This is a genomic window from Rhodoferax lithotrophicus (genome assembly GCF_019973615.1).
In the GTDB taxonomy this organism is placed as follows: Bacteria; Pseudomonadota; Gammaproteobacteria; order Burkholderiales; family Burkholderiaceae_C; genus Rhodoferax; species Rhodoferax lithotrophicus.
In genome coordinates, this window is sequence record NZ_AP024238.1 from 3893855 (window position 1) to 3920234 (window position 26380).

At 57.6% G+C, this 26380-nt stretch carries 27 protein-coding genes; 20 read left to right on the forward strand and 7 right to left on the reverse strand.

Annotation, left to right across the window (positions count from 1 at the left end):
- Positions 1 to 4 precede the first annotated feature (4 nt).
- Together LDN84_RS18050 and LDN84_RS18055 are read left to right on the forward strand one after the other, a co-directional pair.
- Positions 5 to 709 carry a hypothetical protein gene (locus tag LDN84_RS18050; protein ID WP_223904809.1) on the forward strand — a complete coding sequence of 235 codons (705 nt, stop codon included), beginning with the start codon at positions 5 to 7 and terminating at the stop codon, positions 707 to 709.
- Positions 709 to 1425, forward strand: a complete 717-nt coding sequence (locus tag LDN84_RS18055) for an RNA polymerase sigma factor FliA (protein WP_223904810.1) — start codon at positions 709 to 711, stop codon at positions 1423 to 1425. The genes LDN84_RS18050 and LDN84_RS18055 overlap by 1 nt, the downstream gene beginning before the upstream one ends.
- Before the next feature lie 196 nt (positions 1426 to 1621).
- Here the strand turns inward: LDN84_RS18055 and LDN84_RS18060 are convergent, their stop codons facing one another.
- The 3 genes from LDN84_RS18060 to flgA all read right to left on the reverse strand — a co-directional run bounded on the left by LDN84_RS18060 (position 1622) and on the right by flgA (position 3230).
- Positions 1622 to 2020 (reverse strand): hypothetical protein, encoded by a 399-nt coding sequence (locus LDN84_RS18060; RefSeq protein ID WP_223904811.1) that lies wholly within the window; start codon positions 2018 to 2020, stop codon positions 1622 to 1624.
- Between the two features lie 31 nt (positions 2021 to 2051).
- Positions 2052 to 2378 carry a flagellar biosynthesis anti-sigma factor FlgM gene (gene flgM, locus LDN84_RS18065; protein ID WP_223904812.1) on the reverse strand — a complete coding sequence of 109 codons (327 nt, stop codon included), beginning with the start codon at positions 2376 to 2378 and terminating at the stop codon, positions 2052 to 2054.
- A gap of 99 nt (positions 2379 to 2477) precedes the next feature.
- Positions 2478 to 3230: a flagellar basal body P-ring formation chaperone FlgA gene (flgA, locus tag LDN84_RS18070; protein ID WP_223904813.1), complete on the reverse strand. Its 753-nt coding sequence runs from the start codon at positions 3228 to 3230 to the stop codon at positions 2478 to 2480.
- 182 nt (positions 3231 to 3412) lie between these two features.
- On the opposite strand from flgA, the gene flgB reads away from it, so the two are divergent.
- From flgB to LDN84_RS18135, 13 genes are all read left to right on the forward strand, one after another.
- Positions 3413 to 3868 carry a flagellar basal body rod protein FlgB gene (gene flgB, locus LDN84_RS18075; protein WP_223904814.1) on the forward strand — a complete coding sequence of 152 codons (456 nt, stop codon included), beginning with the start codon at positions 3413 to 3415 and terminating at the stop codon, positions 3866 to 3868.
- 24 nt (positions 3869 to 3892) lie between these two features.
- Positions 3893 to 4297, forward strand: coding sequence for a flagellar basal body rod protein FlgC (gene flgC, locus LDN84_RS18080; RefSeq protein WP_223904815.1), 405 nt, complete (start codon positions 3893 to 3895; stop codon positions 4295 to 4297).
- A 20-nt stretch (positions 4298 to 4317) separates the two neighbouring features.
- Complete coding sequence (locus LDN84_RS18085; RefSeq protein WP_223904816.1) at positions 4318 to 4974, forward strand: flagellar hook assembly protein FlgD; 657 nt, start codon at positions 4318 to 4320, stop codon at positions 4972 to 4974.
- 29 nt (positions 4975 to 5003) lie between these two features.
- Positions 5004 to 6701, forward strand: a complete 1698-nt coding sequence (locus LDN84_RS18090; RefSeq protein ID WP_223904817.1) for a flagellar hook protein FlgE — start codon at positions 5004 to 5006, stop codon at positions 6699 to 6701.
- Between the two features lie 38 nt (positions 6702 to 6739).
- Positions 6740 to 7480: a flagellar basal-body rod protein FlgF gene (locus LDN84_RS18095; protein ID WP_223904818.1), complete on the forward strand. Its 741-nt coding sequence runs from the start codon at positions 6740 to 6742 to the stop codon at positions 7478 to 7480.
- Positions 7481 to 7498: 18 nt separating this feature from the next.
- Positions 7499 to 8281 (forward strand): flagellar basal-body rod protein FlgG, encoded by a 783-nt coding sequence (flgG, locus tag LDN84_RS18100; RefSeq protein WP_223904819.1) that lies wholly within the window; start codon positions 7499 to 7501, stop codon positions 8279 to 8281.
- A 90-nt stretch (positions 8282 to 8371) separates the two neighbouring features.
- Complete coding sequence (locus LDN84_RS18105) at positions 8372 to 9016, forward strand: flagellar basal body L-ring protein FlgH (RefSeq protein WP_223904820.1); 645 nt, start codon at positions 8372 to 8374, stop codon at positions 9014 to 9016.
- Positions 9017 to 9049: 33 nt separating this feature from the next.
- Complete coding sequence (locus LDN84_RS18110) at positions 9050 to 10195, forward strand: flagellar basal body P-ring protein FlgI (protein ID WP_223904821.1); 1146 nt, start codon at positions 9050 to 9052, stop codon at positions 10193 to 10195.
- Entirely contained in the window at positions 10195 to 11109 is a 915-nt protein-coding gene (gene flgJ / locus LDN84_RS18115; RefSeq protein ID WP_223904822.1) for a flagellar assembly peptidoglycan hydrolase FlgJ, read from the forward strand. The genes LDN84_RS18110 and flgJ overlap by 1 nt, the downstream gene beginning before the upstream one ends.
- Positions 11106 to 13124 carry a flagellar hook-associated protein FlgK gene (gene flgK, locus LDN84_RS18120; RefSeq protein ID WP_223904823.1) on the forward strand — a complete coding sequence of 673 codons (2019 nt, stop codon included), beginning with the start codon at positions 11106 to 11108 and terminating at the stop codon, positions 13122 to 13124. Before flgJ ends, flgK begins: the two co-directional genes overlap by 4 nt.
- 26 nt (positions 13125 to 13150) lie before the next feature.
- Complete coding sequence (gene flgL, locus LDN84_RS18125) at positions 13151 to 14476, forward strand: flagellar hook-associated protein FlgL (RefSeq protein WP_223904824.1); 1326 nt, start codon at positions 13151 to 13153, stop codon at positions 14474 to 14476.
- Between the two features lie 4 nt (positions 14477 to 14480).
- Positions 14481 to 15698, forward strand: coding sequence for an HDOD domain-containing protein (locus LDN84_RS18130; protein ID WP_223904825.1), 1218 nt, complete (start codon positions 14481 to 14483; stop codon positions 15696 to 15698).
- 103 nt (positions 15699 to 15801) lie between these two features.
- The gene (locus LDN84_RS18135) at positions 15802 to 16173 is read left to right on the forward strand and encodes a flagellar protein FlaG (protein ID WP_223904826.1); all 372 of its coding nucleotides are present in this window, start codon (positions 15802 to 15804) and stop codon (positions 16171 to 16173) included.
- On the opposite strand, the gene LDN84_RS18140 is transcribed toward LDN84_RS18135, so the two are convergent.
- The 4 genes from LDN84_RS18140 to LDN84_RS18155 form a co-directional block, all read right to left on the reverse strand.
- Positions 16164 to 17735, reverse strand: coding sequence for a hypothetical protein (locus LDN84_RS18140; protein ID WP_223904827.1), 1572 nt, complete (start codon positions 17733 to 17735; stop codon positions 16164 to 16166). The genes LDN84_RS18135 and LDN84_RS18140 overlap by 10 nt on opposite strands.
- Entirely contained in the window at positions 17732 to 18946 is a 1215-nt protein-coding gene (locus LDN84_RS18145; protein ID WP_223904828.1) for an ATP-grasp domain-containing protein, read from the reverse strand. Before LDN84_RS18145 ends, LDN84_RS18140 begins: the two co-directional genes overlap by 4 nt.
- Entirely contained in the window at positions 18943 to 20421 is a 1479-nt protein-coding gene (locus LDN84_RS18150) for a pyridoxal phosphate-dependent decarboxylase family protein (RefSeq protein ID WP_223904829.1), read from the reverse strand. Before LDN84_RS18150 ends, LDN84_RS18145 begins: the two co-directional genes overlap by 4 nt.
- Before the next feature lie 159 nt (positions 20422 to 20580).
- The gene (locus tag LDN84_RS18155) at positions 20581 to 22035 is read right to left on the reverse strand and encodes an aminotransferase-like domain-containing protein (RefSeq protein WP_223904830.1); all 1455 of its coding nucleotides are present in this window, start codon (positions 22033 to 22035) and stop codon (positions 20581 to 20583) included.
- A 210-nt stretch (positions 22036 to 22245) separates the two neighbouring features.
- Between LDN84_RS18155 and LDN84_RS18160 the strand changes: the two genes are divergently transcribed.
- From LDN84_RS18160 to LDN84_RS18180, 5 genes are read left to right on the forward strand one after another with little or no spacing between them, the layout of a single operon-like run.
- On the forward strand, positions 22246 to 22857 hold the full coding sequence (locus LDN84_RS18160; RefSeq protein ID WP_223904831.1) for a LysE family translocator: 612 nt from the start codon (positions 22246 to 22248) through the stop codon (positions 22855 to 22857).
- A 59-nt stretch (positions 22858 to 22916) separates the two neighbouring features.
- Positions 22917 to 23609, forward strand: a complete 693-nt coding sequence (locus tag LDN84_RS18165; protein ID WP_223904832.1) for an aspartate/glutamate racemase family protein — start codon at positions 22917 to 22919, stop codon at positions 23607 to 23609.
- A 29-nt stretch (positions 23610 to 23638) separates the two neighbouring features.
- Positions 23639 to 24544 carry a DMT family transporter gene (locus LDN84_RS18170; protein WP_223913116.1) on the forward strand — a complete coding sequence of 302 codons (906 nt, stop codon included), beginning with the start codon at positions 23639 to 23641 and terminating at the stop codon, positions 24542 to 24544.
- A complete protein-coding gene (locus tag LDN84_RS18175; RefSeq protein ID WP_223904833.1) occupies positions 24541 to 25743 on the forward strand; it encodes an aminotransferase-like domain-containing protein in 1203 nt (400 codons plus the stop codon). The genes LDN84_RS18170 and LDN84_RS18175 overlap by 4 nt, the downstream gene beginning before the upstream one ends.
- Positions 25744 to 25745: 2 nt before the next feature.
- Positions 25746 to 26363, forward strand: coding sequence for a glutathione S-transferase family protein (locus LDN84_RS18180; protein ID WP_223904834.1), 618 nt, complete (start codon positions 25746 to 25748; stop codon positions 26361 to 26363).
- The last annotated feature ends 17 nt before the right edge of the window (positions 26364 to 26380 follow it).

Genomic DNA, 26380 nt, shown 5'->3' on the forward strand with positions numbered 1-26380 from the left:
TGGCTTGCAAGCTCTGGCACCACAACTTGCACCCAAGCTGGTCGCAGTCACCAGTCATGGTGAACAGCAAGGTGAGCTTCCCATGCTCTGGAGTTTGTGTACTGCATGGGTTGACCTGGGCCTCTCCGTGATGGTGCTTGATGGACATAAATCTGAGACAGATCACAACCCAGGACTGTTGCACCTGTTAAATGACCCCATGAGGCATCTCCATACCGAACAAGAAGCCGTTTCATTAGCGGTCATGCCAGCCGCCCAAGGGTTTGAGCAACTCAAAACAGCTGGTTTTAACGCCCACACCGTAGGGCATTTATTTCAGAACTACGGCATTGTGCTGCTTTATGCAGACGCATCAAGCCTAGCGCGCTTGCTCAAAGGTAGCGGACTGACTCCGCTTTTGGTGGTCGCACCACTCGCATCGTCGTCATTTTCAGCCTACCAAGCCTTGAAAGAGCTGCTGTTAAATGCCCATTTGCACCCAACAGTAGCTAACATTACATTGCCTTCCAGAACAACAACTGCAATGACCAGCCCCGTCCAAAATCTGCAACACTGTGCCATGACATTCCTGGGCTTGGAGATCAAACCCATCACCGTTTCAGCCGTGGCCAGTGCGATTGATTCCCGTGACGAAATCAATCGTCTGGCCCTTCGGTTGCTGGAAAATGCAGTGCTTATGGAACGTCAGCCCATCAAGAGGACACATTGATGTATACCGCCAAGGGACAGCTTGATCGCAATGCCCTGATTCGCCAATACCAACCATTGGTACGCAAGTTGGCCCATCACATGATGGCCAAGTTGCCTGCCAATGTACAGGTGGACGACTTGATTCAGGTCGGTTTGATTGGACTATCAGATGCACTTTCCCGATTTGAGGCCACACAGGGCGTGCAGTTCGAAACTTTTGCCACCCAACGCATCCGCGGAGCCATGCTGGATGAATTGCGCGAAAACGACTGGGCCTCACGCGGCACACGCAAAAGCCAAAAAGACATTGAAGAAGCCATGCGTCGACTGGAACACCGTTTGGGCCGCAGCCCGCTTGAAAGTGAAATTGCCGCTGATTTGGGCATGACTCTGGTGGACTACCAAAGCCTGCTGAGCAAAGTTCGGGGCACCCAGCTGGTTTACCTGGAAGACATGACCCACAACCCGGATGAAGAGGACAGTTTTCTGGATCGTCATCTGGGAGATACGCAGGCTGACCCGATCAACATGCTGCGTGACCAGCGCATGCGTATGGCGTTGGTTGCCGCCATCAAAAACCTGCCAGAACGTGAACAGCACATCATGAGCATGTACTACGAAGAAGACATGAACCTGAAGGAAATTGCCGCCGTGCTGGACGTGACCGAATCCAGAGTGTGCCAACTACACAGCCAATCCATTGCCCGTCTGCGGGCCAAAATGCGCGCGCACTGAAACACACTCTCTGGAGCGATGGAAATGACCAAGGTCTCTGCTTTAAAACCAACGAGCTGACAAAAGCAATATTCAGATGAATATTAGCCTGTAGCCCTCTATATACCTGCGTAAGAAGCTATTATTTAAATAGCAAAATAAGACCCTATTCCCTGAACCCATGGATGCCGGACCGCATCCGGCAAAACGCTTTTCTTCAAGCCGTCAGCGACTTGAATTCCCCACTTTGCCGACCAGCACTGCCATAAGGTTGACGGGCGTACACACCTGCTTTCGGCTTGTAGGTATTTTCCTGGCAAGCGGGCATCAAAGCACCCAAGGCACGGTCTACCGTCACACTCTGACGCAGCAAGCCCTGGCGTAAAGTAGCCAGCCCGGCAGCTATTTTTTTAACCCGCCACTGTGCACTGACATTGTTCTTGAGGATGGCCGCAACCGGTTGTAGCACTTTGGAAAGCAGCACCACCATGGATTGCAATTCAGCCGATACCGCCACCAGCTCGTTGGGGTCATTGCGGGCAATGGCTGAGGACAAAAAAGCCAGCTGAGACTCAAAACGACTCAACTGGCTATCTACTATGGCTTCGTTGTTCATGGTTTTTCCTTAAAAACCAGAAAAAACCGGACTAACCGCGATTGCGTGTCAGCATCTCCTGGGCGTTGGACAATAATTTGTCGGCAATGGCTTCCGGGTTCACCACATAAGTACCCTGGGCAATGGCTGTACGCACGGCGTTCACCTTGCCCATATCCACATCGGGTGTTTCTCCACGGTCTGCCGCTTCCATGGAGCGCGCCATACTGGATACTGTCACGGCCACACCTGCAGACTGCGTGCTTTTCGATGCTGTAGTTTTTGCAAGCGTGCTCGCTGCCGGGCCGTTTTTGGCGGCCAATGCTGCGGCATTGCTGCTGATGGCAACAGATTTGTCTAAAGGCGGGTTGATCTTCATGGTGTTCTCCAAAACTACGATAGTTGTAGCCTCGTAGGATCACTTTCGGCAAAAACTGGCCGAACTTTAACCCTATTTTGGAAACATCCGCCAAGCAGCTCATAACTCAAGCCTCACCGTCCGGCTATCCAACACCTGCCCGTTCATGATCCGGCCATTGTCCATACGCACCTTGGCACTTTGCCCCATGACACCGGCCGATACAGCCTGTCCATTGGTCGCAATTTCAAAACCGACACCTCGCGCCAGCACCCTGACCTGGGCCCCCGCCTGAAAAACCTGGGCAGGTTTCACCATATCCTGGCGCAAAGCCTGCCCGGTCGACAGCATACGGGTTGCGGTCTGCCCGACCCAGTCGGACACATTGGCCATGATCGGGCTGTTGAGTTCAGCCCAATCCACTTCAACCGGCATGGCATCCGCTTCCGTCAACACCGCGCCTTGCGCAACATAACCCTTGATCACCCATGCGGGGCCAAAGGCCTTGACGGTAATGGGCAAAAACACATTCCACTTGCTGGAGCCCTGGACACAACGCAGACCCAGCCGGGTTTTGCCCCACAAGCGGGTATTGGGCGGCAAATAGGGCACCACCTGCGCGCAGGGTGCCAGCCGCAAACGCTGATCCAGCTCCCCCATCGTTACCTCCATACGCAACGGCAAACCCTCTGCATGACTGGCCAAGCTGCTATCCAGCCAGTGCTGCGCATTGACATACAACACACGGGTATCAACAGACTCTACCGCTGCTTGCGCGTACCCAGAACCACTGGTCACCATCAAACCCAGGCACAAAACTGACCCGACTCGCGTACGCAGGCCACGAGCCAAACAAACCAAAGAGATCAACATGACAGGGCCTTCCATAACGGGTCTCACTGTAGGCCAGTCTCTGGTTGAATAAAAAATGAAGTACACCTGATTTAGCCCGTTATTTACGGTTTAGAAATTTGCTGTGGTTTTCATAATCGTCCACCAGACAAGTCACCGCTCGCATTCCAGGCGGGATGAATTCAAGAAAGTCGAGGTGTTGGATGTTTGCTCAAATGACCAGTGGTTTGGATATTCACGCCAAAGCCCTGGTGCTGCGTGCCGAACGCCAACGTATCCTGGCCAGTAACATGGCCAACGCCGACACACCGGGCTACGTCGCACGTGACATCAACTTCAAAGACGCCTTGGCGCAAATGACGGGCGACGTTGGTCGCACCTTGCCCAAGCTGAATCTGGTGGACAGCAAGACCAGCAGCGCTGAGACCGGTCCAGGCAACCCAGGGCACATGGCACTTGCGGGCATCCAAGACGGTCAGCTCAGCGGCACCCCGACTTTGGCCTATGCCATGCAAAGCCAACCCAGCGTGGATGGCAACAGTGTGGACATGGATCGTGAGCGTGCCAGCTTTGTGGACAACTCGGTTCGCTATGAGGCCACCTTGCGCTTCATCAACGGCCAGTCAAAAACCATTTTGAGTGCCATACAGGGGCAATAGGCCACTGCACTCTGGAGAACTGATATGTCCATGTTTTCAATTTTCAACGTGTCAGGCAGCGCCGTCAGCGCCCAGTCACAACGCCTCAACGTGGTCGCCAGCAATTTGGCCAATGTGGATGCGGTGGCCGGCCCCGATGGTGCGGCCTACAAAAGCCGCAATGTGGTGTTTCAAACTGTCCCCATGGGCACCGATGCCACCGCCGGGGTCAAGGTCAAAGAGATCACCGAAAGTAATGCGCCCTTCAAGCGTGTGCACGACCCCAACCACCCCTCGGCAGACGCGGAAGGTTATGTGAACTATTCCAACGTCAACCCGGTGGAGGAAATGGTCAACATGATTTCAGCTTCGCGCTCTTATCAAAACAACGTGGAAGTCATGAACACCGCCAAAACCTTGCTGCTTAAAACGCTGCAAATGGGTCAATAAGTTTTTCAAAGGCCAATACCATGCTTAACGTAAGCTCCACAACAGCGGCATCAACCACCAGTTCAACCAGCGCCAGCTCAACCAACAGTGCTGCGGACATGAACGCCGCACAAGACCGTTTTCTGAAACTCCTGGTGGCCCAGTTGAACAACCAGGACCCCATGAACCCGGTAGACAACGCCCAGATGACCAGCCAGATGGCACAGATCAACACGGTCACCGGCATCCAGCAAGTGAATGACACCCTGAAAAGCATGGCCGAACAGTTCACCGCTATGCAGGTGCTGCAAGGGTCCAGCATGGTGGGCCATGATGTGTTGATTGAAGGCAACACTTTGGCGATCAACAACAACGCCGCCAGCGCAGCCTTTGATCTGGCGGGCCGCGCAGAGAGCGTCAAGGTGGATGTTTTATCACCCAGTGGCCAGGTCGTTGACACCTTTAATCTGGGCGCTCTCGACGCTGGCCGCCAAGCGTTTACCTGGGATGCCTCAAGCTACAACTTCAGTGGCAGTCCAAGTTTCAAAGTCACAGCCACGCTGGGCGGCAAAGCCATTGAAAGTACCGCCATGGTTCGCGCCACGGTATCGTCCGTCAGCGGTGATGCCACTGGCATGAAGGTTCAACTGAAAGGCCGCCCGGATGTGGCCTACAGCAGCGTCAAAGCCATTCTTTAACTTATTTTCAGACCCCAAAGGAAACCATCATGTCATTCCAAACCGGACTCTCAGGACTGAACGCGTCCAGCCGAAATCTGGATGTCATTGGCAACAACATTGCCAATGCCAACACCTACGGCATGAAATTATCAAGAGCTGAGTTCAGCGATTTGGTGGCATCGTCGCTGGGTGTTGCCGGAGTCAGCGGTGCAGGTATTGGGGTATCGGTCGCAACCATTTCCCAACAATTCACCCAAGGCAATATCTCGACAACCGGCAATAGCCTGGATGTGGCCATCAACGGAGGCGGTTTTTTTCAACTGACACAACCGGATGGTTCCTTGGCCTATACCCGCGATGGCTCCTTCAAACTCGACAAAGACGGCTACATCAAAACCAACGCAGGTGCAAATGTCATGGGCTACCCCACTGACAGCGTCGGTCAATCCACAAGTGCATCCATCCAAAAATTGAAACTTCCGACCAATGCACCTATTGGTGCCAGTCAAACCAAAGCCATCACCGCCGAACTCAACCTGGATGCCAGGGCCACTCTGGCGGTTGGCTCACCCGCAGTGGTGGGGCCTCCCGCCGTTGCCGCCGTTCCAATCACCCCCATCACCAAATATGGCACGTCATTAACTGCTTATGACTCCCAAGGGGTGGGGGTTCCGGTGAACCTCTATTTCACCAAAGTGGGGCCTGATTTTTCAGCTGCACCGCCTGTTCTGACCGATGCCTGGGATGTCTTTGATGCCAACACCGTGACAGCGGGCACCTCCGCCCTGACGGCGAACGCAGCGGCCATTGCCGACCCAGCCAATGCAAGCGTGAAAGCCGTGAATGCCGCCAATGCAGCGCTGCATGCCACCAATACGGCCATCAACAAAAGCTACGCGGACCTGGATACCAAAAACACCAAACTGAATGCAGAGAATGCGGTGCTTGATGCCAAAAACACCGCACTGAATACCGCTAACGCAGCCACCCCAGGCTGGGTCAACTTGCCCACCTACGCACGTGGCTCCATTCCACTCTATCCAACCAAGGCAGCCGCTGGCTTGAGCACCTTCACACCACCTGCAGCCGGCACCGTGATTCCCCCCATCACCAGCACACTACTGCCTACTTTCACCGTGGCCGGAACCGCCAGTGGTGCCACCATTCCAGCGAATACGGCTTTGGCAGGCTCCGTCGCCAGTGGTGCGTTATTCCGTATGGAGTTTGATACATCGGGAAAACTTATTCCGTCATCAACACCAACTTCCCTGACCTTGACTTCGCCCAACCCCACCATTGGCCAGTTTTCTGTCTCACTGGACACCAGCAACGTCACCCAATACGGCACCGCCTTCGCGGTTTCCACACTCACGCAAGATGGTTACACGGCGGGTGAAATCACCGGCCTGAGTATTGCGGAGGATGGTGTGATTACCACCCGTTATTCCAATGGTCAAACCCAGGCCGCTGGTCAGGTCACCTTGGCAGATTTCCGCAACGTGCAAGGTCTCTCGCCCTTGGGCGGCAATGCCTGGGCCGCAACCTACGCGTCCGGCCAACCGGTTCAGGGCTCACCCGGTAGCGGCAAATTTGGTGCGCTGAAATCGGGCTCCCTGGAGGAATCCAACGTTGATTTGACGGCTGAGCTGGTCAATATGATGGTGGCACAAAGATCCTATCAGGCCAATGCCCAGACCATCAAAACACAAGACCAGGTGCTCTCGACCTTGGTCAATCTGCGTTGATAACCCACCAGGACATCGCTATCTAAGCTGGAACCACCATGGACCGCCTGATCTACACCGCCATGACCGGTGCCAATGCCGCCGAGCACCGGCAAGCCATTTTGGCCAACAACCTGGCCAACGCCAACACCAACGGGTTTCGGGCCGAGCTTTCCACCTACCGCTCGGTCCCGGTACGTGGTGATGGATCCACCACCCGGGTGATGGCACTGGAGGCGACTCCGGGTTTTCTGGACCTGCCTGGCTCACCCCAGCGCACCGGCCGCGCCATGGATGCCATGACCACGGGTAATTCATGGTTTGCCGTACAAGGCCGGGATGGCACCGAGGCCTACACCCGCAACGGCTCGTTTGAGGTCGCGCCAGATGGCACACTCAAAACCAACAATGGCTTGACGGTATTCAGCGACGGGAGTGCGCCCATCACGGTACCCACGGGCGCAGAAGTCACCCTGGGCAGTGATGGCACCCTGAGCGCCAAAGTGGGTAACCAGCCCTCCACCGGCATTGGCCGGCTGAAATTAGCAACCCCTACAGCGGATGACCCACTCCAGCGTGGTGATGACGGCCTGTTTCGCCCTGCCTCAGGCGCTCCCATGGCCAACGACACCAATGCCCGGCTGCAACTGGGGGTGATCGAAGGTTCCAATGTCAATGCCATCGAAACCATGGTCAACATGATCCAGGCGGCCCGTCAATTTGACACACAAACCAAGCTCATGACCACCGCCGAGGCGGATGACCGCTCGGCCGCTCAACTGCTCAGCATGCAAGGCTGATATTTCAAGGACACCATCATGATCAACTCCCTGTGGATTTCCAAAACCGGCATGGAAGCCCAGCAAACCCAGCTGGACGTGATTTCCAACAATCTGGCCAACGTCTCCACCAACGGCTTCAAGCGCTCCACGGCGGTCTTTGAAGACTTGATGTACCAAAACCTGCGCCAGGTAGGAGCCAACAGCACCGAACAATCGACGCTGCCAACCGGCCTGCAGATTGGCTTGGGGGTACGCACCGTGGCTACCAGCCGCTCGTTTTCACAAGGCAGCCTGCAACAAACCGGCAACAAGCTGGATGTGGCCATCCAGGGCGACGGTTTTTTCCAGGTCACCATGCCCGATGGCACTACCGGCTACACCCGCGATGGCTCGTTCCAGATCAACGCGGCGGGTGCACTGGTCACCTCCACCGGCCTGCCCATTGCCAACGGTGTCACCGTGCCAGCCAATGCCACCAGCGTCACCATCTCGGGTGATGGCACGGTATCCGCCACCATTCCGGGGACAGCCGCCGCACAAAGTATCGGCACCATTGCCACCGCCCGCTTCATCAACCCGGCGGGCCTGACACCTCTGGGCGGAAACCTCTATGCCGAAAGTGCAGCTTCTGGCCAACCCAATGCCGGCACGCCAGGCGCTGACGGCATGGGCTCGCTGATGCAAGGTTATGTGGAAACCTCCAACGTGAACGTGGTGCAGGAACTGGTCACCATGATCCAGACCCAACGGGCCTATGAAATGAATTCCAAAGCCATCCAAACCTCTGACCAGATGCTGCAAAAACTCGGTCAGCTCTGATGTGTGAGGTTGATCATGAAAAAATTTATGCAAAATAGACCTCTAGTGCTTGTAAAACATGCGCGAGTAGCTATTTATTTAATAGCATCCATGGTCTCTGTGGCCTGCAGCTCACTGCCACAAACGGTCAGTGTTGACTTCCCGGAACAAAAATCAGCCACGCCCATGGCGGCAACCCCTGTGGCGACAGGGCCTGCATCGGGCAGCCTGTTCCAGAAAACCAGTTACCGTCCGGCCTTTGAAGACCCACGCGCCCGCACAGTGGGCGACAACATCACCATCCAGATCGTGGAGAAAGTCACCGCCAGCCAGGTGTCCAAATCCACGGCCAACCGCACCACCTCGGGCTCCACCAGCGTGACGGCATTCCCCATGCTGTCGCCCATGGACTTGGCTAATCTCAAATCCGGCACAGCCTCTGCCAGCGACTTCTCAGGCAAAGGCGGTACCGAGAGTGCCAACACCTTCTATGGCACCATCACCGCCACGGTGGTGGAAGTGCTGCCCAATGGCCATTTGCTGGTGGCCGGTGACAAACAGATTGGCGTGAACCAGAACGTGGACGTGATGCGCTTCTCGGGCACCATTGATCCGCGTCTGATTCAACCCGGCAATTTGATCAATTCCACCCAGGTGGCCAATGCCCGCATGGAGTCCAAAGGTCGCGGTGCCCAGGCCGAAGCACAAACAGTTGGCTGGTTAACACGGTTCTTTTTCAGCTTTCTACCGTTCTAAAGTTGCGCAGAATTGTGCCGAGGGGTAAACCAAATGCACAATTTTTTCAACACACCAAAAACCAGCAGGACTGCATCGACTGCGGTCGTCCTGCTGGCGTTGCTGGCCATGGTGTTCAGCACACCGGCACAAGCGACCCGTATCAAGGAAGTTGCTGCCGTGGAAGGCGTGCGCAGCAATCAGCTCACAGGCTTTGGATTGGTGGTGGGACTGGACGGCACGGGTGACCAGACCACCCAAATGCCCTATACCTCACAAGGCCTGGCCAACTACCTGCAACAGTTGGGCATTACGCTGCCAACCGCACAAGCCTCCCAGCTGCAAATGAAAAATGTGGCAGCGGTGCTGGTGACGGCACAACTGCCCGCTTTTGCCCGGCCCGGACAAGCTATTGATGTCAACGTGTCCTCCCTGGGCAACTCCAAATCGCTCAAAGGGGGGATGTTGATCTCCACACCCCTCAAAGGTGCCGATGGCGAAATTTACGCCCTGGCCCAAGGCAGTCTGGTAGTGGCAGGCGCAGGCGCTGCAGCTGGTGGCAGCAAAGTGCAGGTCAACCATCTGAGCGCTGGCCGCATCCCCAATGGCGCACAAGTGGAGCGCAGCGTCCCCACCCCTTTACAAGAAGGCAACAGCCTGATCCTGGGGTTGGAATCCTCCGACTTTCAAACAGCCCGTCATGTGGCACAAGCCATCAACACCCGGTTTGGTGCCGGTTCGGCCCAAGCGCTGGATGGTCGCACCATCAGGGTGAATGCCCCCATGGAGCCCGATGCCCGCGTGACCTTCATGGCCGAGCTGGAAGAGTTGCCACTGGAAGCATCGATTGCCTCCGCCAAAGTGGTGATCAACGCCCGCACCGGCTCGATTGTGCTGAACCAGGCCGTCACCCTGGGCCCATGCGCCATTGCTCATGGCAACTTGTCCATCAGCATCAGCAACACACCCAATGTGAGTCAACCCAATGCCCTGTCGGGTGGACAAACCACCGTGACCCAGAAATCCGACATCCAGATCAAGAATGAGCCCGGCATGCTGATCCAGTTGCCTGCCGCACCCCAGCTCGCCGATGTGGTGCGCGCCCTCAACTCCCTGGGTGCCACGCCCCAGGACCTGTTGGCCATTTTGCAAGCCATCAAGGCCGCCGGTGCCTTGAATGCCGAGCTGGAGGTGATCTGATGAGTCTGGGTCAATCCACCTCGGTGTCGAACGGGCTGGCGGCTGATGCCAAGTCGCTCAACCTGCTCAAACTGCAAGCCGGGCAAAGCAGCCCGCAGGCCATCAAGGAAACCGCCAAACAGTTTGAGTCCTTGTTCATGCGTGAACTGATCAAAAGTATGCGTGAAGCCACCATGAAGTCCGGCATGCTGGAAAGCCCCGGCTCCAATCTGGGCACAGATTTGCTTGATCAACAACTGGCCGTACAAATGTCGGGCAAGCCCGGCGGTCTGTCCGACATGATTGCCGCTCAACTGTCACGTCAAATGGGGGTGAGCTCACCCGACATGAAAAGCACAGGCGGCTTGAGCAGCGCAAGCACCAGCGCGTTGCAACGCGCCTCTTCGCTGGCGGCCTACGGCAAACAGGCGGTCAAACCCACCACCACACAAACCGGATTTGTTGAAAGCCACACCCAGACGGCCATCCGCATTGAGAAAGAAACCGGTATTCCGGCCAGCTACATGGTTGGTCAGGCTGGCCATGAAACCGGGTGGGGCCAGCATGAAATCAAGCTGCGTGGCGGCAAACCGTCTTTCAACCTGTTTGGCATCAAGGCCGACTCCAGCTGGAAAGGCAAGGTGGCCGAAGTCACCACCACGGAATATGTGAACGGCGTGGCGCACAAACAGGTCGCCAAGTTCCGCGCCTACGACTCCTATGATGAATCGTTCCGGGATTACGCCCGCATGATCAGCACCTCACCACGTTATGCCCAAGCCAAAGAACAAACTGGCTCGGCTTTTGCCTTTGCCAGTGGCTTGCAAAAAGCCGGTTACGCCACCGACCCCCACTATGCCGCCAAGTTGAGTCGGGCCATTGAAACCACCCAGCGGCTACAAGCGCGCACCCAAGTGGTGGCGCAAAGCATATGAGCAGCCTACTCAACGTTGGCGCACGGGCGCTGATGGCCAATCAAACGGCCTTGCAAACGGCAGGCCATAACATTGCCAACGTCAACACTGTTGGCTATTCACGCCAATCCGCGGTGTCCCAAACCGTCCAAGGCCAGTTCACAGGCAGTGGCTATATCGGCAAGGGCGTTGAAATCTCCACCATTGAACGCACCTACAGCGAATTCTTGACCCGTCAATCGGCTTTGGCAGGGGCCACCAGCTCGGGCGACACCGCCCGTGCTGAAAAATTGAAACAACTTGAAGCCCTGTTCCAGGGCGGAACCAATGGCCTGGGTGCGGCAGTGAGCGACATGCTTAATGCGTTCTCGGATGTCGCAAATTCGCCAACCGATCTCACCGCACGTACCGTGGCCTTGACCAAAGTGAGTGAAACCGCCTTGCGGCTGCGGGGTACGGCCGCCAATCTGGATGACCTGCAACAAGGTTTAACCCTAGAACTCAAAAACAAAGTCAACAGCATCAACAGCATCGCCAGCGGTATTGCAGCGGTCAATGAAAAAATTGCACGGGCCACGGGTACAGGACAACCGCCCAATGACCTGTACGACCAGCGTGATCAGTTGGTGCGTAATCTGAACCAATACATTCAAACCTCATCCACATCGGCCACGGACGGTACGGTGAGCATCTTCGTAGGGGGTAGCCAGGCATTGGTTCTTGGCAACACGTCCGCCACCCTGAGTCTGACAGGGGACACTTTTAATGATCCAAGCAGCAGCAAAGTCTCTTTGACTCGCAACGGACAGACGGCCGTGCTGGATGAAAATGTCCTGGGTGGCGGGGAGGTACCCGGTCTGCTGAGATTCCAAAACACAGATATGGCCGAAGCACGCAATCTGCTGGGGCGCTACACCTTGGGAATCAGTACCAGCATGAACGACCAACACAAATTGGGCGTGGATATGGATGGCAATCCAGGTCAGAACTTGTTGACCCAGACCGTGTTTGGTACGGGGAATATCTTGCAACCCACACCGCCGGCCACCCTCAATTCGGCCGCAGCAGGCAACCTGACCATGCAACTGAGCGATGTCACCCAACTGGTGGCCTCTGACTATGAGCTGAGTTTTTCCAGTTCAACCCAAGGCGTGGCGGTTCGGCGTTCCGATGGTGTCACGACCGGGTTTTCGTTCACACCGGGTACCGCAACCACCAACGGCAGCTTTTCATTTTTTAATCCCGCCACCGGTTTGAATGATCTCCCCGCGCTGGACGGGCTGTCAATCGGTTCTGTCAGCACCAGTGCCCCTCAAGTCGGCGACCTATTTTTGATCAAACCCTACAGCACGTCTGCCAGCAACATCCAGGCTGAGTTTTCTTCTGCCCGCGCCTTGGCTGTCGCCAACCCCCTGGCTGGAAAAATGGGCAGTGCCAACACAGGCAGCTTGCAACTGACCGCACTTCGCACACTGACCAATCCACCCTTGATTCAAACCACGGGAACCCCCGTGACATTGAACTTTGTGGATACCAGCCATTTCACACGCAGTGACGATACGGGTGTACCCAAAACACAGTTCAACTACACGCCCAATCAGGCCATTGGCGGCAGTCTCCCCGCCACAACACCCCCCAGTCAATGGTCGCTGACCCTGCAAGGCACGCCCCGGGCTGGTGACACGTTCACCATCCAGCCACAGGCCAGTGACATGCGTAATCTCAATGCCGACAACGCATCCGCACTCATGAATCTGCGTGATCTGGCCCTGTTTGACGGCGCTGCCATGACCGATGGTTATGCCGGGCTGATTTCACAAATTGGCATTCGCACGCAAAGTGCCAATTACTCGGCAGAGGTGTCCAGCTCACTGGCCGCCAACCTTGAAAAAGACCGTACCGGTGTCTCTGGCGTGAATTTGGATGAAGAAGCTGCCAAGTTACTGCAATACCAGCAGGCCTACCAAGCCTCAGCCAAAATGATCCAGGTCGCACAAGGCATTTTTGACACCTTGATCCAGACCCTGGGTCGCTAAGAATACCCAACGCAGGAGCGTTCACCATGGCCAATGCCACTTTTTCCAGACTCGGTTCAGCCAACACCTATGACAATGCGGTGAGAACCATCACGGCCCGGCAATCCAAACTGTCGGCCCTGCAAGAAAACCTGACTTCTGGCAAACGCGTGGTTCGTGCCAGCGATGACCCCACCAGCGCCGCCATTGCTGAACGGGCCCTCACCCGTATCAACCGTATTGCCACCGACCAGCGCGCTCTGGAGTCCCAGCGCAACGCCATCACCCAAGCGGAGAGCACGCTGGGGGATGTTTCTGATGCCATGCAACGATTCCGTGAGCTGGTTGTGAATGCAGGTAACGGCATCCACACGGCCTCTGAATTACGAACCATTGCGCAAGAAATGAAAGGCTTGCGTGACCAAGTGTTTTCGCTCTCCAACCGGCAAGACACCAATGGCCTGCCCTTGTTCAACGCGTTAGGAAGTGCACTTGCCCCCTTTGTCGGCCCCAACACCACAGCACCTGAATATTCGTTCAATGGTTTGCCTGGTCAAACCAGCAACACCGCCGTGTCCATTCCCGTGGCCCTGGACGGTGACAGCGCCTTCATGCATCAACCCTCGCGCGACGGTGTCTTCACCAGCACCATCTCCAACACCAGCACCGGCTCCATCTCTGGCCGTTCATTTCAAACCGGTCCGGTGACCATGACCGACAGCACCGTGGTTTCAGCCACCGCCACGGCAGCCCAGGCTACGGGTTCCGTCCCTTTCCCGACCTATACCGTTGAGTTCACCAACATTGACACCACCACCACACCCGGTGTCACCAATGCCACCTACCGTGTGACCGAAACCCCTGCGGTTAATCCCATTGGCGCACCGGCCCCCTTTGGCAATGTCACCGTCAGCTATCCCACCGGCCAGAGTGCCAATTTCAACGTGACGGCCATTCCTGGGCTGAGTTTTTCGATTACAGGCACGCCAGCTGTCAATGACCGGGTAACCGTAGATGCCAGTTCCAGCGTTTTCAGCGATATGGACTATGCCATCAGCCATATCGGAAACGCCATCAACAGCAATGAAGCGGTGCAAACCGTCACTCAGGCACTGCACAACATTGACATCAGTATGGAGCGTGTCTCGGCAGTTCGCGGCCAAGCGGGTGAATTACTTAACCGTGCCGACCGCATCTCTGGCAATCAGGACAAACGCAGCATCCAGATGGAGGCAGACCGTTCCCGCGCCGAAGATATTGACATGGTCAAAGGTATTTCAGACTTCCAAACCCAGCAAACCGGTTACCAGGCTGCACTACAAACCTACGCCCAAATCCAGAAACTGTCGCTCTTCAACTTCATAGGCGGCTAAGGCCATGGCTGCGGGTGCATTGCAGCATGTGGCCATGGGCTACCAGTTGCTTTGGAACGCCCAGCGCCAGATCGCAGGGGTGCAACTTTGTCTGGACACCCTGCCCGGGATTCAACCCCATACCTACGCTCTGCTGGCCGAGTTGCAAAAGCTCTGGAGCCCCCTGGCCCCTCCATTGCTTTTGTCCACCCCGCATCCCACCCTGTTGATGGACTTGCTGGAGCACACCCCCAGTGCACTGGCCCGGGTTGAAGTCCTCGCCGAATTACTCAGCCACCCGGCGTTGCCCCAGTACGTGCAACAAGCCCAAAAACGTGGTTTACGTATGGTTTGGCGCGGCCAACCTGGTGAGCGTCCCTTACCGGCGTGGGCCTCTTGTTTCAGCCAAAACACCTTAAATCTGACTGCGGAAGAAGCATTACAAGCCTTGCGCGCATCCCTGCGCAGACCCAACAGCCTCCCCAGCTTGCGCCAGCGCAGTCCAGTGCGGGAGGGCCAGATTTATGACGGCATTGCCAGCCAGGCGCTGGCCGAGCATTGTCTGGATGAACAAGCTGCAGCAGCCTTGCTCGGCTGGCCGATGGAAGACGTGCTGTACAGTTATCGCCAAACGCATCTTCAACCAGATCAAGAGGTCATTCTGAAATTGATTGACAGCATTGATGCCGATAACGGCATGGATGAGATCGAACACCGGCTTGGTCAGGACCCCTTGTTAAGTTACCGTTTTTTACGCTACATCAACTCTGCAAGCCTGGGCTTGCCCCAACACATCGATTCATTGCGGCAAGGGCTGATGGTGCTGGGGCTCTCACGCACCAAACAATGGCTTCTAGAGCTTTTACACCATGCCAGCAGCCACCTGAATCTGCAACCAGTGCGTCAAGCCATGGTGCTGCGCGCCCGTTTTATGACCCATTTGCTGGATACGGGCCAAAGTGAGGCCCTCAAACGCGAGTTGTATCTGTGTGGTCTGTTGTCGCAAATTGATCTGCTGGTGTTTCAGTCCATGCCGGGCGCACTCCGCGCCATGCACTTACCCCATCGCGTCAAAGAAGCCCTTCTGACACAAGACGGCCCTTATTGGCCCTACCTGGATATCGCCATGGCGGTTGAAATGCCACGGCTGGATACCGTCAAAATCTGCAGCCTCCAGCACGGATTTAACCCACAAGATATCAATCTGGCCCTGTTGCACACTTTGGCAATCCTCAAGTTTTAAACCAACGTGCCGATAGACTGGCTACGTACTGCATCATTGTGTACGCAGTACCGTAGTTTCTGCGTGCTACTGCCTGGCAAACAGAACCCCCAAGGAGTCAGCCATGGAATTAAGCTCAATCACCACTGCCCGGACCATCGGGCAGTCCAACTATGCGCCCGAGCCCGCCGGGCGAGCAAGCGCGCGCAACCTGCCGGCAGATACAGCCGCAGCCCCACAAAAGCTGGGGCAGACCCCAAAAAAACCAGATTCCGTCGTACTGGAACAAGCTGTAGAGTCTGCCAACAAGGTGTTGGCCAGCAAAACCTCGAATGAATTGCACTTTGCCATTGATAAAGATACTGGCATTACCGTTGTCAAATTGACGAATCGCCAATCGGGGGAGACCATTCTTCAGTTCCCATCTGAAGCCATGCTGCAAATTGCCAAAGGCATTGACCATGCCACTGGCTCAATCATTCAGCGTCAAGCCTGAGCCAGCAAGGCCACTTGATTGAGGGCGTGCATAGCTTGGTCAATGGCGCTTGTCACAGGTTGGCGGGAGGCCATCGATTCGGTCACCAGCCGTGCACCGCTGCACAGCCGAAGTGCCCCAACAGGTCTGCCCGCTTGTACGCCACAGGGTACCGGTTGACCCAATTGAAACCGTTGACTCATCAACCCGGACATAGCTTGTGCACCACGCAATTGCTGGTACAGCAGGGTTGTCTCCTGCAAGCTCAATGCCTGCCTTTCACCACCCGCTACACGTTTAAAAACCTGGAACGGCATGATGCTTTGCACACTGTCCCAAGCCTGCAAACTGCCCGTCTTGCCGCGCTGCAAGGCCGCAACGGGCAATGCCGCAAAACTGGCATCCGAGGCCAAGCGCTGGCTGACTGCCTGCTGCCAAGTCTGAAGAAACTCATGGACCACCTGGTCTGGCAGCGCTTTGAACTTGCGTAACTCAGCCAAAGCAGCCTCCCAACGCAACAACAAACCCAGGTTTGCCGATTCTGCAAGTGCCTTGGCGGGCAACCAACCCGGTGGCCAATCTGACCTGGCCGAGTAGTCCACCAGGGCTTTCAGCGACAGCGTTCGACTGCGTTGCGCCACACCAGGAGGCAACAGCAGTGCACCACAAAACGCCGGTCCACCGACAAATTTTGAGCCCGTGATGGCCACCATGAAGTCTTGTGCCAGATAGCCCGACAGCGTATTGGACGACAAGCGATATTGGCAGGCATCCACCAACACGCTCAAATTCTCCCCATAGTGCGCACGCAATTGTGTTGCGCAGGCCAGCGAGGGGGCCAGTAAACCGGTTTTGGAGACATCCGTCATCACCAGCAAACAACGGCCATCCGCTTGCACCTGGTGCTCCACCTGCGCAGCAAACTCCGCATCCACCTCCGCCTGGCTGCGCAAACTGCCATCGGCATGGCGCAATTTCACGCTCACTGGCGGCAGCACATGCGCCAGTGCGACCGGCTCACCACGTTGGACACTTTGCCCCTGTGATGTCTGCGTAGCAAAGTGAAGCGCAGCCAGTGCCGCAGGCACGCCGCTGCCAGTCTCGTCAGCTTCAACCATGACAGCCTGCAAGTGCTCGGGTTGCCCCTGCGCGGCCAGATGCGCGGCAAACAGATGAACATCTGTGCCCGAGGCAGCAAACACCAGCTCGGTGCCTGGCACATCCGCCGCACCACTGAGCTGACTCACTTCACGGCGTTGACGCTCCACCTCCAGGTGGTAACTGCCGGCTGGCCCATACAAATGCCGGAACAAGGCAACCGCAGCCTGAAAACCCAGCGGCGAAATCACCGAACCGGTCGATGAACCAAACTGCACCAGCGCCGGGTCGGGGCGTGGTCCATAACCATAGGTATTACTGCCCTGTGCGTTGAGCACAATGCGGTTGTCCCCCCCCTGCGTCAGCATACGTGCCGCTGCAGCCTCAAAGTCCCGGTTCAACGACAAACGCGCCAACACCCGGGCACGTTGTGCGAGCGGATGTGCTGGTCGTTTGTTGCTGGCAGGCTGGGATGCGGACATCATGAATGAGCAGTCCCTTTGAGCGCCGCTCGCCTGAGCAGGGCGTGAAACGCGTCAAACACTTTCTGCATGGCCGGTACCTTGTACGGGAACATGTCCGGCGGGTCCATGGAATGCACCACCGCACCGGCATCCACCTCAAACACAAACAAAGCCCCGTCACGTGTTTCTGCACAGTCCATCACCAGATAGTCCAGCCCAAAACGTTCATACACGCTACGCAACCCGACACGATGGCGTTGCGCAAAATCGGTCTCAAAGTCGCGCATGAAGGCTTCTTCCTCGGCCCGCTTTTCAGCGCTTTCGACCATACCGGCGTTCAGGTAGTGAATCATCCAGTGTGCCGATACCCCCATGTGCCCGGCAAACGGCACGCCATCCACCAGCACCACGCGGTATTTGCGAAACAGGCCATCGGCACCGCTGTAGTCGATGAACGAGGCAATGAAAAAATCCGTTTCCGTACTGGCTGCGAGATACCGGGCCAGCTCAGCCACCTCGGCCACTTTTTCCAAACCATGACCGGCATGGGAGTCCAGTGGGCGGATGATCAGCGGAAACGCCCCATCGGGCAACAACTCGCCCAACGCGGCTTGTCCGGCACAGAAAACCTCCAGCGCCTGGCGCGTGGTCTGCGCCGTAGGTGGCACATACACACCCGGCGCATCCTTCAGCAGTGCATAGGCGTTTTCACGCGAGGTACGCAAAATGCCCTCGGGCTGCACCAGCACCGGTTTGGGCCAACTGGGCACAGCCTGGGCCAGTTGTGCCAGCAATTCATGCGTCTGGCTGGTGTCGGACATGGCGATAAAAGCCACGTCATGCTCAGGCAAGTACTCCGGCATCGGCTCACCCGGTAACAAGTACAACATGGTGAGTGAAATGTCCGAGTCTTCCAGCAAAAACGCCAAAGGTGCGTTGGCCATCAGGTCGCCTGGGCCCATGATGGCCAGCAGGCGCAGGGTGACTGGGCGGCTGGCGGGCAGCTCATACACCCGGCTGCTTTGCAACGCCAGGGACAAGGTGTCGAGCCCAACATCGCGCAGCCCATGTAATTGCAGGGCAATTGACAAATCCATCAGGGCATTGGCATCCAGCGGGTTTTGCTCCGCCCGCGCCTTGAGCGTTTCAGCCAGTGGCATCAGGCTTTGGCCATTAAAAGCCAAACGCATCAGGTGTGCCAAGCCCATCAACGGGGGTTGAGAAAGGTTCATAGGAGCTCTCTGTGCAGTGAGTGAATTGGCTGGGCACTTGTCAACTTCTGTCCCAGAACCAGCGTGGCATCCAGCAAGGCATCGATGTCAGCGACCACCGTGCGGTGGTTGACGATGGCAGCGCGGATCACCACCTGGCCATCCAGCGTGCTGGCCGATGGCACGGCAATACCGGATTCCTGCAGCAAAACTACCAGCTCGTCGTTGATAGTATTGGCATTAGCGCTACGAAATCTGTAACAAACAATGTTCAACGCCACCGGGGCCATCAGCTCCAGCTCCGGCGTGGCTTCAATACGCTGCTTCATGTATTGGGCCAGGGCACAGCTGTTGGAGATGGCGGCACCGAGCTTTTCCGTGCCATGGCAAACAAAGGTGAACCAGGTTTTCAGAGCCCGAAAACCACGCGACAAATCAGGCCCCAAATCACACGGCCAGGGGGAGCCCGCCGCCAAACCCCGTGTGTGCCGCGCCAGATACGCCGCCGGTGTCGCAAAGGTTTCCAGTTGGCCAGCACCATCACGCGCCAAAAAATAGCCTGCGTCATACGGAACCTGACCCCATTTATGGAAGTCCAGCGCAATCGAGTCTGCCTGCTCAATACCCTTGAACTGAGGTGCCAGTTCGGGTGACAACATGGCCAGCGCACCCAGCGCACCGTCTACATGAAACCACAGCTGTTCCTGGGCCGCGAGCGCCGCCACCTGCTCCAGTGGGTCAATCGCCCCGATGTTCACCGTACCGGCGGTAGCCACCACCAGAAAAGGTTGCAAGCCGGCGAGCCGGTCCGCAGCCACCATGCGGGTCAGGGCGCTGACATCCATCTGCCCCTGTGCATTCACCGGCACTTGCCGCAGCGCCTGGTTGCCCAAACCACTGATTTCCATGGCCTTGGTGATACAGCTGTGCGCACTGCTGGCCGCATAGGCCACCAGTTGCGCGCCCTCGCCCGCCACACCACAGGCACGTGATGCCGCCCCGAGGGCCTGGGTACGCGCCACCAGCACGGCCAGCAAATTGGCGGTGGAGGAACCCGTGACAAACAGGCCTGACGACGTGTCAGGAAAGCCAAACAGCTCACGCATCCACAAACCAATTTGGCGCTCGACTTCCAGTGGCATCTGGTCGCGCCCACCCAGATTGGCATTCAATCCCGCCGACAACATCTCGGCCAGCATACCCACGGGGGTGCCACCACCTTGCACCCAACCCATAAAACCGGGGTGGGAATTGCCCCCAGCATAGGGCAACACCTGGGTCATGAATTGCGCATGGGCTTGACTCAGACTGATCGGCTGCCTGGGCAAGGGGGCCGTAAAAGCCCCACGCACTTCTGGCGGAATCGGCTGCCAGACAGGCCGCTGGCGAATGTGTTCCATGTAGTCCAGCATGTCATCCAGCATGCGGTGGCCTTGTTGGCGCAACGCTGACCAATCTTGTGGATCAAGGGTAGCAGTGTCTATCGGTAAATTCATTTCATGCACAAGTTAAAAGATGCCTCATGGTCAAGCGACTATCCAACCCAGCATAGCGCCTTTGATTCACATGAATCACCCAAATAAAGTGGGGATTACACCGCTTTTTGCCCGACCTTCAACATGAACGCCAACAGGAATGACGGTCTGACCGCGTCATCACCGCCGACTCATCTCTGCCCGCACCTCTGCATAAACCTGCCAAAACTGCGCCTCTTGTGTGGTGCAGAAGTTGATGCGCATCAGTGTGCTGGGCGCGTGGTTGGCGTGAAACAGCGCCCCCGGTGCCAGCAAATACCCCTTGTCAAGCATACGCTGGGCCAGGGCATCGGTATCCACGCCCGTGTCGACCCAGCCAAACAGTCCGCTAGGTGGTGCCGCAAAGCGGCAACCCGCCTCCAGCGCCAGGGCCACGCTGCGCCCACGCGCCTGATCCAGACGTGTACGCAATTGCTGCGCATGACGGCGTAATTGGCCTTGGCTGATACACCAGGCCAAGGCTTTCTCAAACAGTGCGGGAGTGGTCAGGGTACCCAGCAACTTGGTGTCGAGTAAACGTTGCACCAGGTGGGTGGGTGCCGCCAGATAACCCACACGCCACCCCGGTGCCAGAATTTTGGCAAAACCACTCACATAGATACTGCGCTGTAAACCATCCAGCGCACATAAACGAATCATGTGGTCAGGCGCAATGTGGCTGTAGGTGTCGTCCTCCACCACATCAAAATCATGTTGGTGCGCCAGTTGCAACAGCCGGTGGGCGCTGGCCGGACTCAAACAATAGCCGGTGGGGTTGTGGAACACGCTGACGCTGACAAACAATTTGGGGTGATGCAACTCGCAGTAACGCGCCATCACCGCCAGGTCTGGCCCGTCAGGGCCACGCGGCACCGGCAAAATACGCATGCCCAAGGCATCCAGCCGGGCAAATTCAACCGCCCAGCCCGGCTCCTCCACCATCACAAAGTCACCTGCGCGCAGCAAGGTACGGCTCACCACATCCAGCGCATGGGTGGCCCCGACCGTGGTGATGATGTTTTGCGGCGTGGTGGTCATGCCCAGTGCGTTCAAGCGACTGGCAAGTGCCTGGCGCAGACCCGGATCACCTGCAGGCTCACCATAATGCAGCGACAAGGCCTTGAGCTCTGCACCGGCACAAAAGCGGCGCACCGCTGCCGACATGAAGTTCGACTCCAGCCATTCGGATGGAAACGCCCCCATACCCGGCTGCGGTCGGCCACCCGGGTCATGAAACATGCCACGGATCAACGCCGCCGCATCCACCGGAACGTGGGGCATCCCCGAAGTGGCCGAGGCCAACCTGGAAGAGTCGTTATTTGCTATTGATTGAGTAGCTGTCTGCGCTTTATCTGTAAGCACTAGAGCCTGATTTCTTATATAAAAACCTCGGTTTTTATGCGCCTCCACCAGCCCCATCGCCAACAAACGGTCATAAGTGGCCACCACCGTGCTGGGGCTCACCCCCTGCTGCTGCGCACATTGGCGCACCGAGGGCAGACGCGTGCCCGGTGCCAGCAAACGGCTGCGAATACGATCCGCAAAACGCTCAGCCAGTTGTTCGGCCAATGTTTGCGCGGCGGCTTTAACCAACATACGTCACACTCCTTTTTGCCACAATGGCAGCCTTCAACACACAGCACACACCACCCCCCTGAGTCAAGCCCAGCGTTTTGTGAATTTCCTTCACACCCGCTGTATGGCTAAATCAAACCATACAGATCCACAAAATGTTTTTCAAAGTGTATTGCCAGTGTACTGTTTTATTCGCTAAAGTAGACCTTATGAACACCCCTCGCCCTGCCTATGAGCACCACTGAACTTGCCGCACTTTTGCTGCTGTGTACGGTGACCAGCTTCACCCCCGGCCCCAATACCACGCTGTCTACCGCCCTGGCTGCCAACCTGGGTCTGCGCCGGGCCTTGCGGTTTGTCATTTCCGTACCCATCGGCTGGGGCATGGTGTTCATTATTTGTGCCGCTGGTTTGGGCACGGCAGTGGTCTCCGTACCATCATTACGCATGGGCATCCAGCTGATGGGCGTGACCTATTTACTCTGGCTGGCCTGGCGGTTGTACCGTGTGGACAGTCTGGCACAAGCCAACGCCAGCCATCTGGAGGTCACCTTCTGGCAGGGCGTGATGCTGCAGTTTCTCAACATCAAGGCCTGGATGCTGGCACTGACCGTGGTGGCGGGCTGGTTGGCTGGCCGGGAAGATGCCTACGAGCGCTTCACCCTCATCCTGCCGCTGATGCTGATGTTTGGCCTGTGCAGCAACCTGAGTTATGCGATGGCGGGCTCGCTGCTCAAACAATGGCTGGCCGACCCCCTTCATGGCGGACAACGCCTGCGCTGGTTCAACCGCAGCATGGCCGCGGTGCTGGTGGCCACCGCTGCATGGATGTTAAGAATATAAAAATAGACTACATCGCCCGTCATACAAGCGTTAACAGCTACAAATAATAGAGCATTTAGATGAAAACACTGGGCCTGATTGGGGGCATGAGCTGGGAATCCACCGTGCCGTACTACCAACAAATCAACCAAGCCGTGAAAACCCGGCTGGGTGGCCTGCACTCGGCCAGGATCATCCTGTACAGCGTGGACTTCCATGAAGTAGAGCTGTTGCAAACCCGTGGCCAGTGGGATGCCGCAGGCGACATGCTGGCTGATGTGGCTCGCAAACTAGAAGCCGCCGGGGCACACGCCCTGGTGCTGTGTACCAACACCATGCACAAGGTGGCCAGTGCCATCACCGCCGCCGTCAGCATTCCCCTGCTGCACATTGCCGACCCCACGGCACAGGCCATCAAAGAAGCCGGTTACACCAGCGTAGGTCTGCTCGGCACACGTTTCACCATGGAGCAGGACTTTTACCGCCAGCGTCTGGAGCAAACCCATGGCTTGACCGTGCTGACCCCGCCACCTGCCGAGCGTGACCAGGTTCACCACATCATCTACAACGAGTTGTGCCTGGGCCAGGTGCATGAAGCGTCACGCCAGACCTACCTGAGCGTCATTCAGAACCTGCAGACCCAAGGCGCACAAGCCATCATTCTGGGTTGCACCGAAATCGCCATGCTGGTGAAGCCACCAGACTGTGCCCTGCCCTTGTTCGACACCACGGCGCTGCATGCCCGCAGCGCCGCCCTGTGGGCCATGTCTTGAATTCGCATGCCCAACATGAAACCCTGGGTATGTGGCTCGGGGTGCTGGGGGTGTGCATTTTTGCCATCACCCTGCCGATGACGCGGCTGGCCACCGGCACAGCGGCATCACCCCAACTCTCGCCCTGGTTTGTCACCTTTGGGCGCGCCGCACTGGCCGGAGCGCTGTCACTGGTGTTTCTGCTGGCGACCCGCTCCAGACTCCCGACACCGGCACAACGCAAGCCGCTGGGCATAGCCTTGCTGGGCAACGCCTTGGGTTACCCGCTGTTGCTGGGTTTTGCACTGCGCCATGTCAGTTCCGGCCACGCCGCCGTGATCACCGCGCTGCTGCCGCTGACCACCGCCGCCGTGGCCGCCTGGGTGCTGCACCAGCGGGCGCGGCTCGGTTTTTGGCTATGCGCCGGTTTGGGCAGCGCGCTGGTGGTGGTGTTTTCACTCTCGCGCGCCTACCAACCCGGCCACGGTTTTGGTTTGGAGTGGGCGGACGTGTTGCTGTTGGGCGCGGTGCTGGCGGCCTCCATGGGATATGTGTATGGGGCACAGGTCACCCATGCACTAGGGGCCGAGCGGGTGATTTGCTGGATTTGCGTGATGGCGCTGCCCATCAGCCTGCCGGGGGCGCTGCTCACTTGGCCAGCGCACAGTGTCCACACCACCGCCTGGCTGGGGTTGTTGTATGTGGGCGTGTTTTCCATGTGGGCCGGTTTCTTTGCCTGGTACCGTGGCATGGCCATGGGCGGCGCACTCAAGGTGAGCCAAACCCAGTTGCTGCAACCTTTTTTAAGCATTCTGGCCGCCGTGCCACTGCTGGGTGAACCCCTGGAATGGGGAACACTCGGCTTTGCGCTGGCGGTGATCGCCACGGTATTTATCGGCAAACGTTTTTCCACCCCAACCCCTGTTTCTTCTAGAGCGTCAAAGGAATCCGTATGAACTCTCCCGCCTCCACCTGGCACATGGCGCGCCGCGCCGCCCGCATGAACCCGTCGGTGATCCGCGAAATCCTGAAAGTCACCGAAAAGCCCGGCATCATCAGCTTTGCCGGCGGCCTGCCCTCCCCCAAGACTTTTCCGGTCGCCGAATTTGAGGCGGCCTGCGCCAAGGTATTGAAAGACGACCCGCAAGGGGCCTTGCAGTACGCCGCCAGCGAAGGTTTCGGCCCGCTGCGCGAACAGGTCGCAGCCATGCTGCCCTGGAACGTCGACCCCAGTCAGGTGCTGATCACCACCGGCAGCCAGCAAGGGCTGGATCTGGTGGCCAAGGTGCTGGTAGATGCCGACAGCAAAATCCTGGTCGAGTCACCCACCTACCTGGGTGCGGTGATGGCCTTCATCCCGATGGAGCCCAATGTGGTCAGCGTGGCCAGCGACGAGCATGGCGTCATCATGGACGACCTGGCGCAAAAGGCCGACGGTGCACGCTTTCTCTACGTGTTGCCCAACTTCCAGAACCCCACCGGCAACACCATGAGCGAGGCCCGCCGCGCCGCCTTGAGTGCGCTGGCCACCGAACGCGGTCTGCCGCTGATTGAAGACAACCCCTATGGTGACCTGTGGTTTGACACCCCGCCGCCCGCACCACTGACCGCCCGCAACCCCGAGGGCTGCATCTACCTGGGCTCGTTTTCCAAGGTGCTGGCCCCGGGCCTGCGCCTGGGTTTTGTGGTGGCCCCCAAAACGGTTTACCCCAAGCTGCTGCAAGCCAAACAGGCCGCAGATCTGCACAGCCCCGGCTTCAACCAGCGCATGATTGCCGAGGTGATGAAAGACGGTTTTCTGGATCGCCATGTGCCCACCATCCGCGCCCTGTACAAATCGCAGCGCGATGCCATGCTGGACGCGCTGGCGCAGCATTTCCCCGATGCCAGCCGCCAGCCCGATCAATCGCTGACCTGGAACACCCCGGCGGGCGGCATGTTTTTGTGGGCACGCCTGCCCAAAGGCATGAACGCCGTGGATTTGCTGCCCTACGCCGTGGACAAAGGCGTGGCTTTTGTGCCCGGAGCACCGTTCTACGCCGACCACGGGGATGAACGCACCCTGCGCCTGAGCTTTGTCACCCCCAGCGTGGAAGAGATTCACCGGGGCGTGGCGGCGCTGGCGGCCACCATCAAAGAACGCCAGGGAGTCTGAACATGTTGCACATCTGGGGTCGGCTGAGTTCACTCAATGTTCGCAAGGTGGTGTGGGCGGCACAAGAAACCGGTGTACCCTTCACACGCACCGATGCGGGTCTGGCTTTTGGCGTGGTGAAAACACCCGAGTACCTGCGCCTCAACCCCAATGCCCAGGTGCCAACGTTACAGGACGGCGAGCTGGTGCTGTGGGAGTCCAACGTGATCGTGCGTTACCTGTGCGCCCGCTACGCCCCGGCGCTGTACCCGCAAGACCTGGCGCAGCGCTTTGATGCCGAGCGCTGGATGGACTGGCAACAAACCACGCTCAACCCCGCAGGGAGTGCGGCTTTTCTGCAGTGGATTCGCACCCCGGCAGAGCGACGTGACCCGGCGGTGATCGACAAATCGGTCGCAGCCATGACCCCGCTGCTGACGCTGCTGGACCAACACTTGTCGCAACGCACCTACATGGGCGGTGCCGAATTCAGCATGGCCGACATCCCGGTGGCCTGCGACATTCACCGCTGGTTTGGTCTGCCACAACCGCGCCCCGCGCTGCCGCATCTGGAGCGCTGGTACACCAGCATCCTCGCCCGCCCAGCGGTGCGCGGGGTGCTTGACCTGCCCCTGTCCTGACCACCACGCACCGGATG

Excerpts from the sequence above, each read along its gene's own strand:
- LDN84_RS18055 (WP_223904810.1), top strand. The coding sequence starts at position 709 with ATGTATACCGCCAAGGGACAGCTTGATCGCAATGCCCTGATTCGCCAA.
- LDN84_RS18060 (WP_223904811.1), bottom strand. The coding sequence starts at position 2,020 with ATGAACAACGAAGCCATAGTAGATAGCCAGTTGAGTCGTTTTGAGTCT.
- flgM (WP_223904812.1), bottom strand. The coding sequence starts at position 2,378 with ATGAAGATCAACCCGCCTTTAGACAAATCTGTTGCCATCAGCAGCAAT.
- flgA (WP_223904813.1), bottom strand. The coding sequence starts at position 3,230 with ATGTTGATCTCTTTGGTTTGTTTGGCTCGTGGCCTGCGTACGCGAGTC.
- flgB (WP_223904814.1), top strand. The coding sequence starts at position 3,413 with ATGTTTGCTCAAATGACCAGTGGTTTGGATATTCACGCCAAAGCCCTG.
- flgC (WP_223904815.1), top strand. The coding sequence starts at position 3,893 with ATGTCCATGTTTTCAATTTTCAACGTGTCAGGCAGCGCCGTCAGCGCC.
- LDN84_RS18085 (WP_223904816.1), top strand. The coding sequence starts at position 4,318 with ATGCTTAACGTAAGCTCCACAACAGCGGCATCAACCACCAGTTCAACC.
- LDN84_RS18090 (WP_223904817.1), top strand. The coding sequence starts at position 5,004 with ATGTCATTCCAAACCGGACTCTCAGGACTGAACGCGTCCAGCCGAAAT.
- LDN84_RS18095 (WP_223904818.1), top strand. The coding sequence starts at position 6,740 with ATGGACCGCCTGATCTACACCGCCATGACCGGTGCCAATGCCGCCGAG.
- flgG (WP_223904819.1), top strand. The coding sequence starts at position 7,499 with ATGATCAACTCCCTGTGGATTTCCAAAACCGGCATGGAAGCCCAGCAA.
- LDN84_RS18105 (WP_223904820.1), top strand. The coding sequence starts at position 8,372 with ATGGTCTCTGTGGCCTGCAGCTCACTGCCACAAACGGTCAGTGTTGAC.
- LDN84_RS18110 (WP_223904821.1), top strand. The coding sequence starts at position 9,050 with ATGCACAATTTTTTCAACACACCAAAAACCAGCAGGACTGCATCGACT.
- flgJ (WP_223904822.1), top strand. The coding sequence starts at position 10,195 with ATGAGTCTGGGTCAATCCACCTCGGTGTCGAACGGGCTGGCGGCTGAT.
- flgK (WP_223904823.1), top strand. The coding sequence starts at position 11,106 with ATGAGCAGCCTACTCAACGTTGGCGCACGGGCGCTGATGGCCAATCAA.
- flgL (WP_223904824.1), top strand. The coding sequence starts at position 13,151 with ATGGCCAATGCCACTTTTTCCAGACTCGGTTCAGCCAACACCTATGAC.
- LDN84_RS18130 (WP_223904825.1), top strand. The coding sequence starts at position 14,481 with ATGGCTGCGGGTGCATTGCAGCATGTGGCCATGGGCTACCAGTTGCTT.
- LDN84_RS18135 (WP_223904826.1), top strand. The coding sequence starts at position 15,802 with ATGGAATTAAGCTCAATCACCACTGCCCGGACCATCGGGCAGTCCAAC.
- LDN84_RS18140 (WP_223904827.1), bottom strand. The coding sequence starts at position 17,735 with ATGATGTCCGCATCCCAGCCTGCCAGCAACAAACGACCAGCACATCCG.
- LDN84_RS18145 (WP_223904828.1), bottom strand. The coding sequence starts at position 18,946 with ATGAACCTTTCTCAACCCCCGTTGATGGGCTTGGCACACCTGATGCGT.
- LDN84_RS18150 (WP_223904829.1), bottom strand. The coding sequence starts at position 20,421 with ATGAATTTACCGATAGACACTGCTACCCTTGATCCACAAGATTGGTCA.
- LDN84_RS18155 (WP_223904830.1), bottom strand. The coding sequence starts at position 22,035 with ATGTTGGTTAAAGCCGCCGCGCAAACATTGGCCGAACAACTGGCTGAG.
- LDN84_RS18160 (WP_223904831.1), top strand. The coding sequence starts at position 22,246 with ATGAGCACCACTGAACTTGCCGCACTTTTGCTGCTGTGTACGGTGACC.
- LDN84_RS18165 (WP_223904832.1), top strand. The coding sequence starts at position 22,917 with ATGAAAACACTGGGCCTGATTGGGGGCATGAGCTGGGAATCCACCGTG.
- LDN84_RS18170 (WP_223913116.1), top strand. The coding sequence starts at position 23,639 with ATGTGGCTCGGGGTGCTGGGGGTGTGCATTTTTGCCATCACCCTGCCG.
- LDN84_RS18175 (WP_223904833.1), top strand. The coding sequence starts at position 24,541 with ATGAACTCTCCCGCCTCCACCTGGCACATGGCGCGCCGCGCCGCCCGC.
- LDN84_RS18180 (WP_223904834.1), top strand. The coding sequence starts at position 25,746 with ATGTTGCACATCTGGGGTCGGCTGAGTTCACTCAATGTTCGCAAGGTG.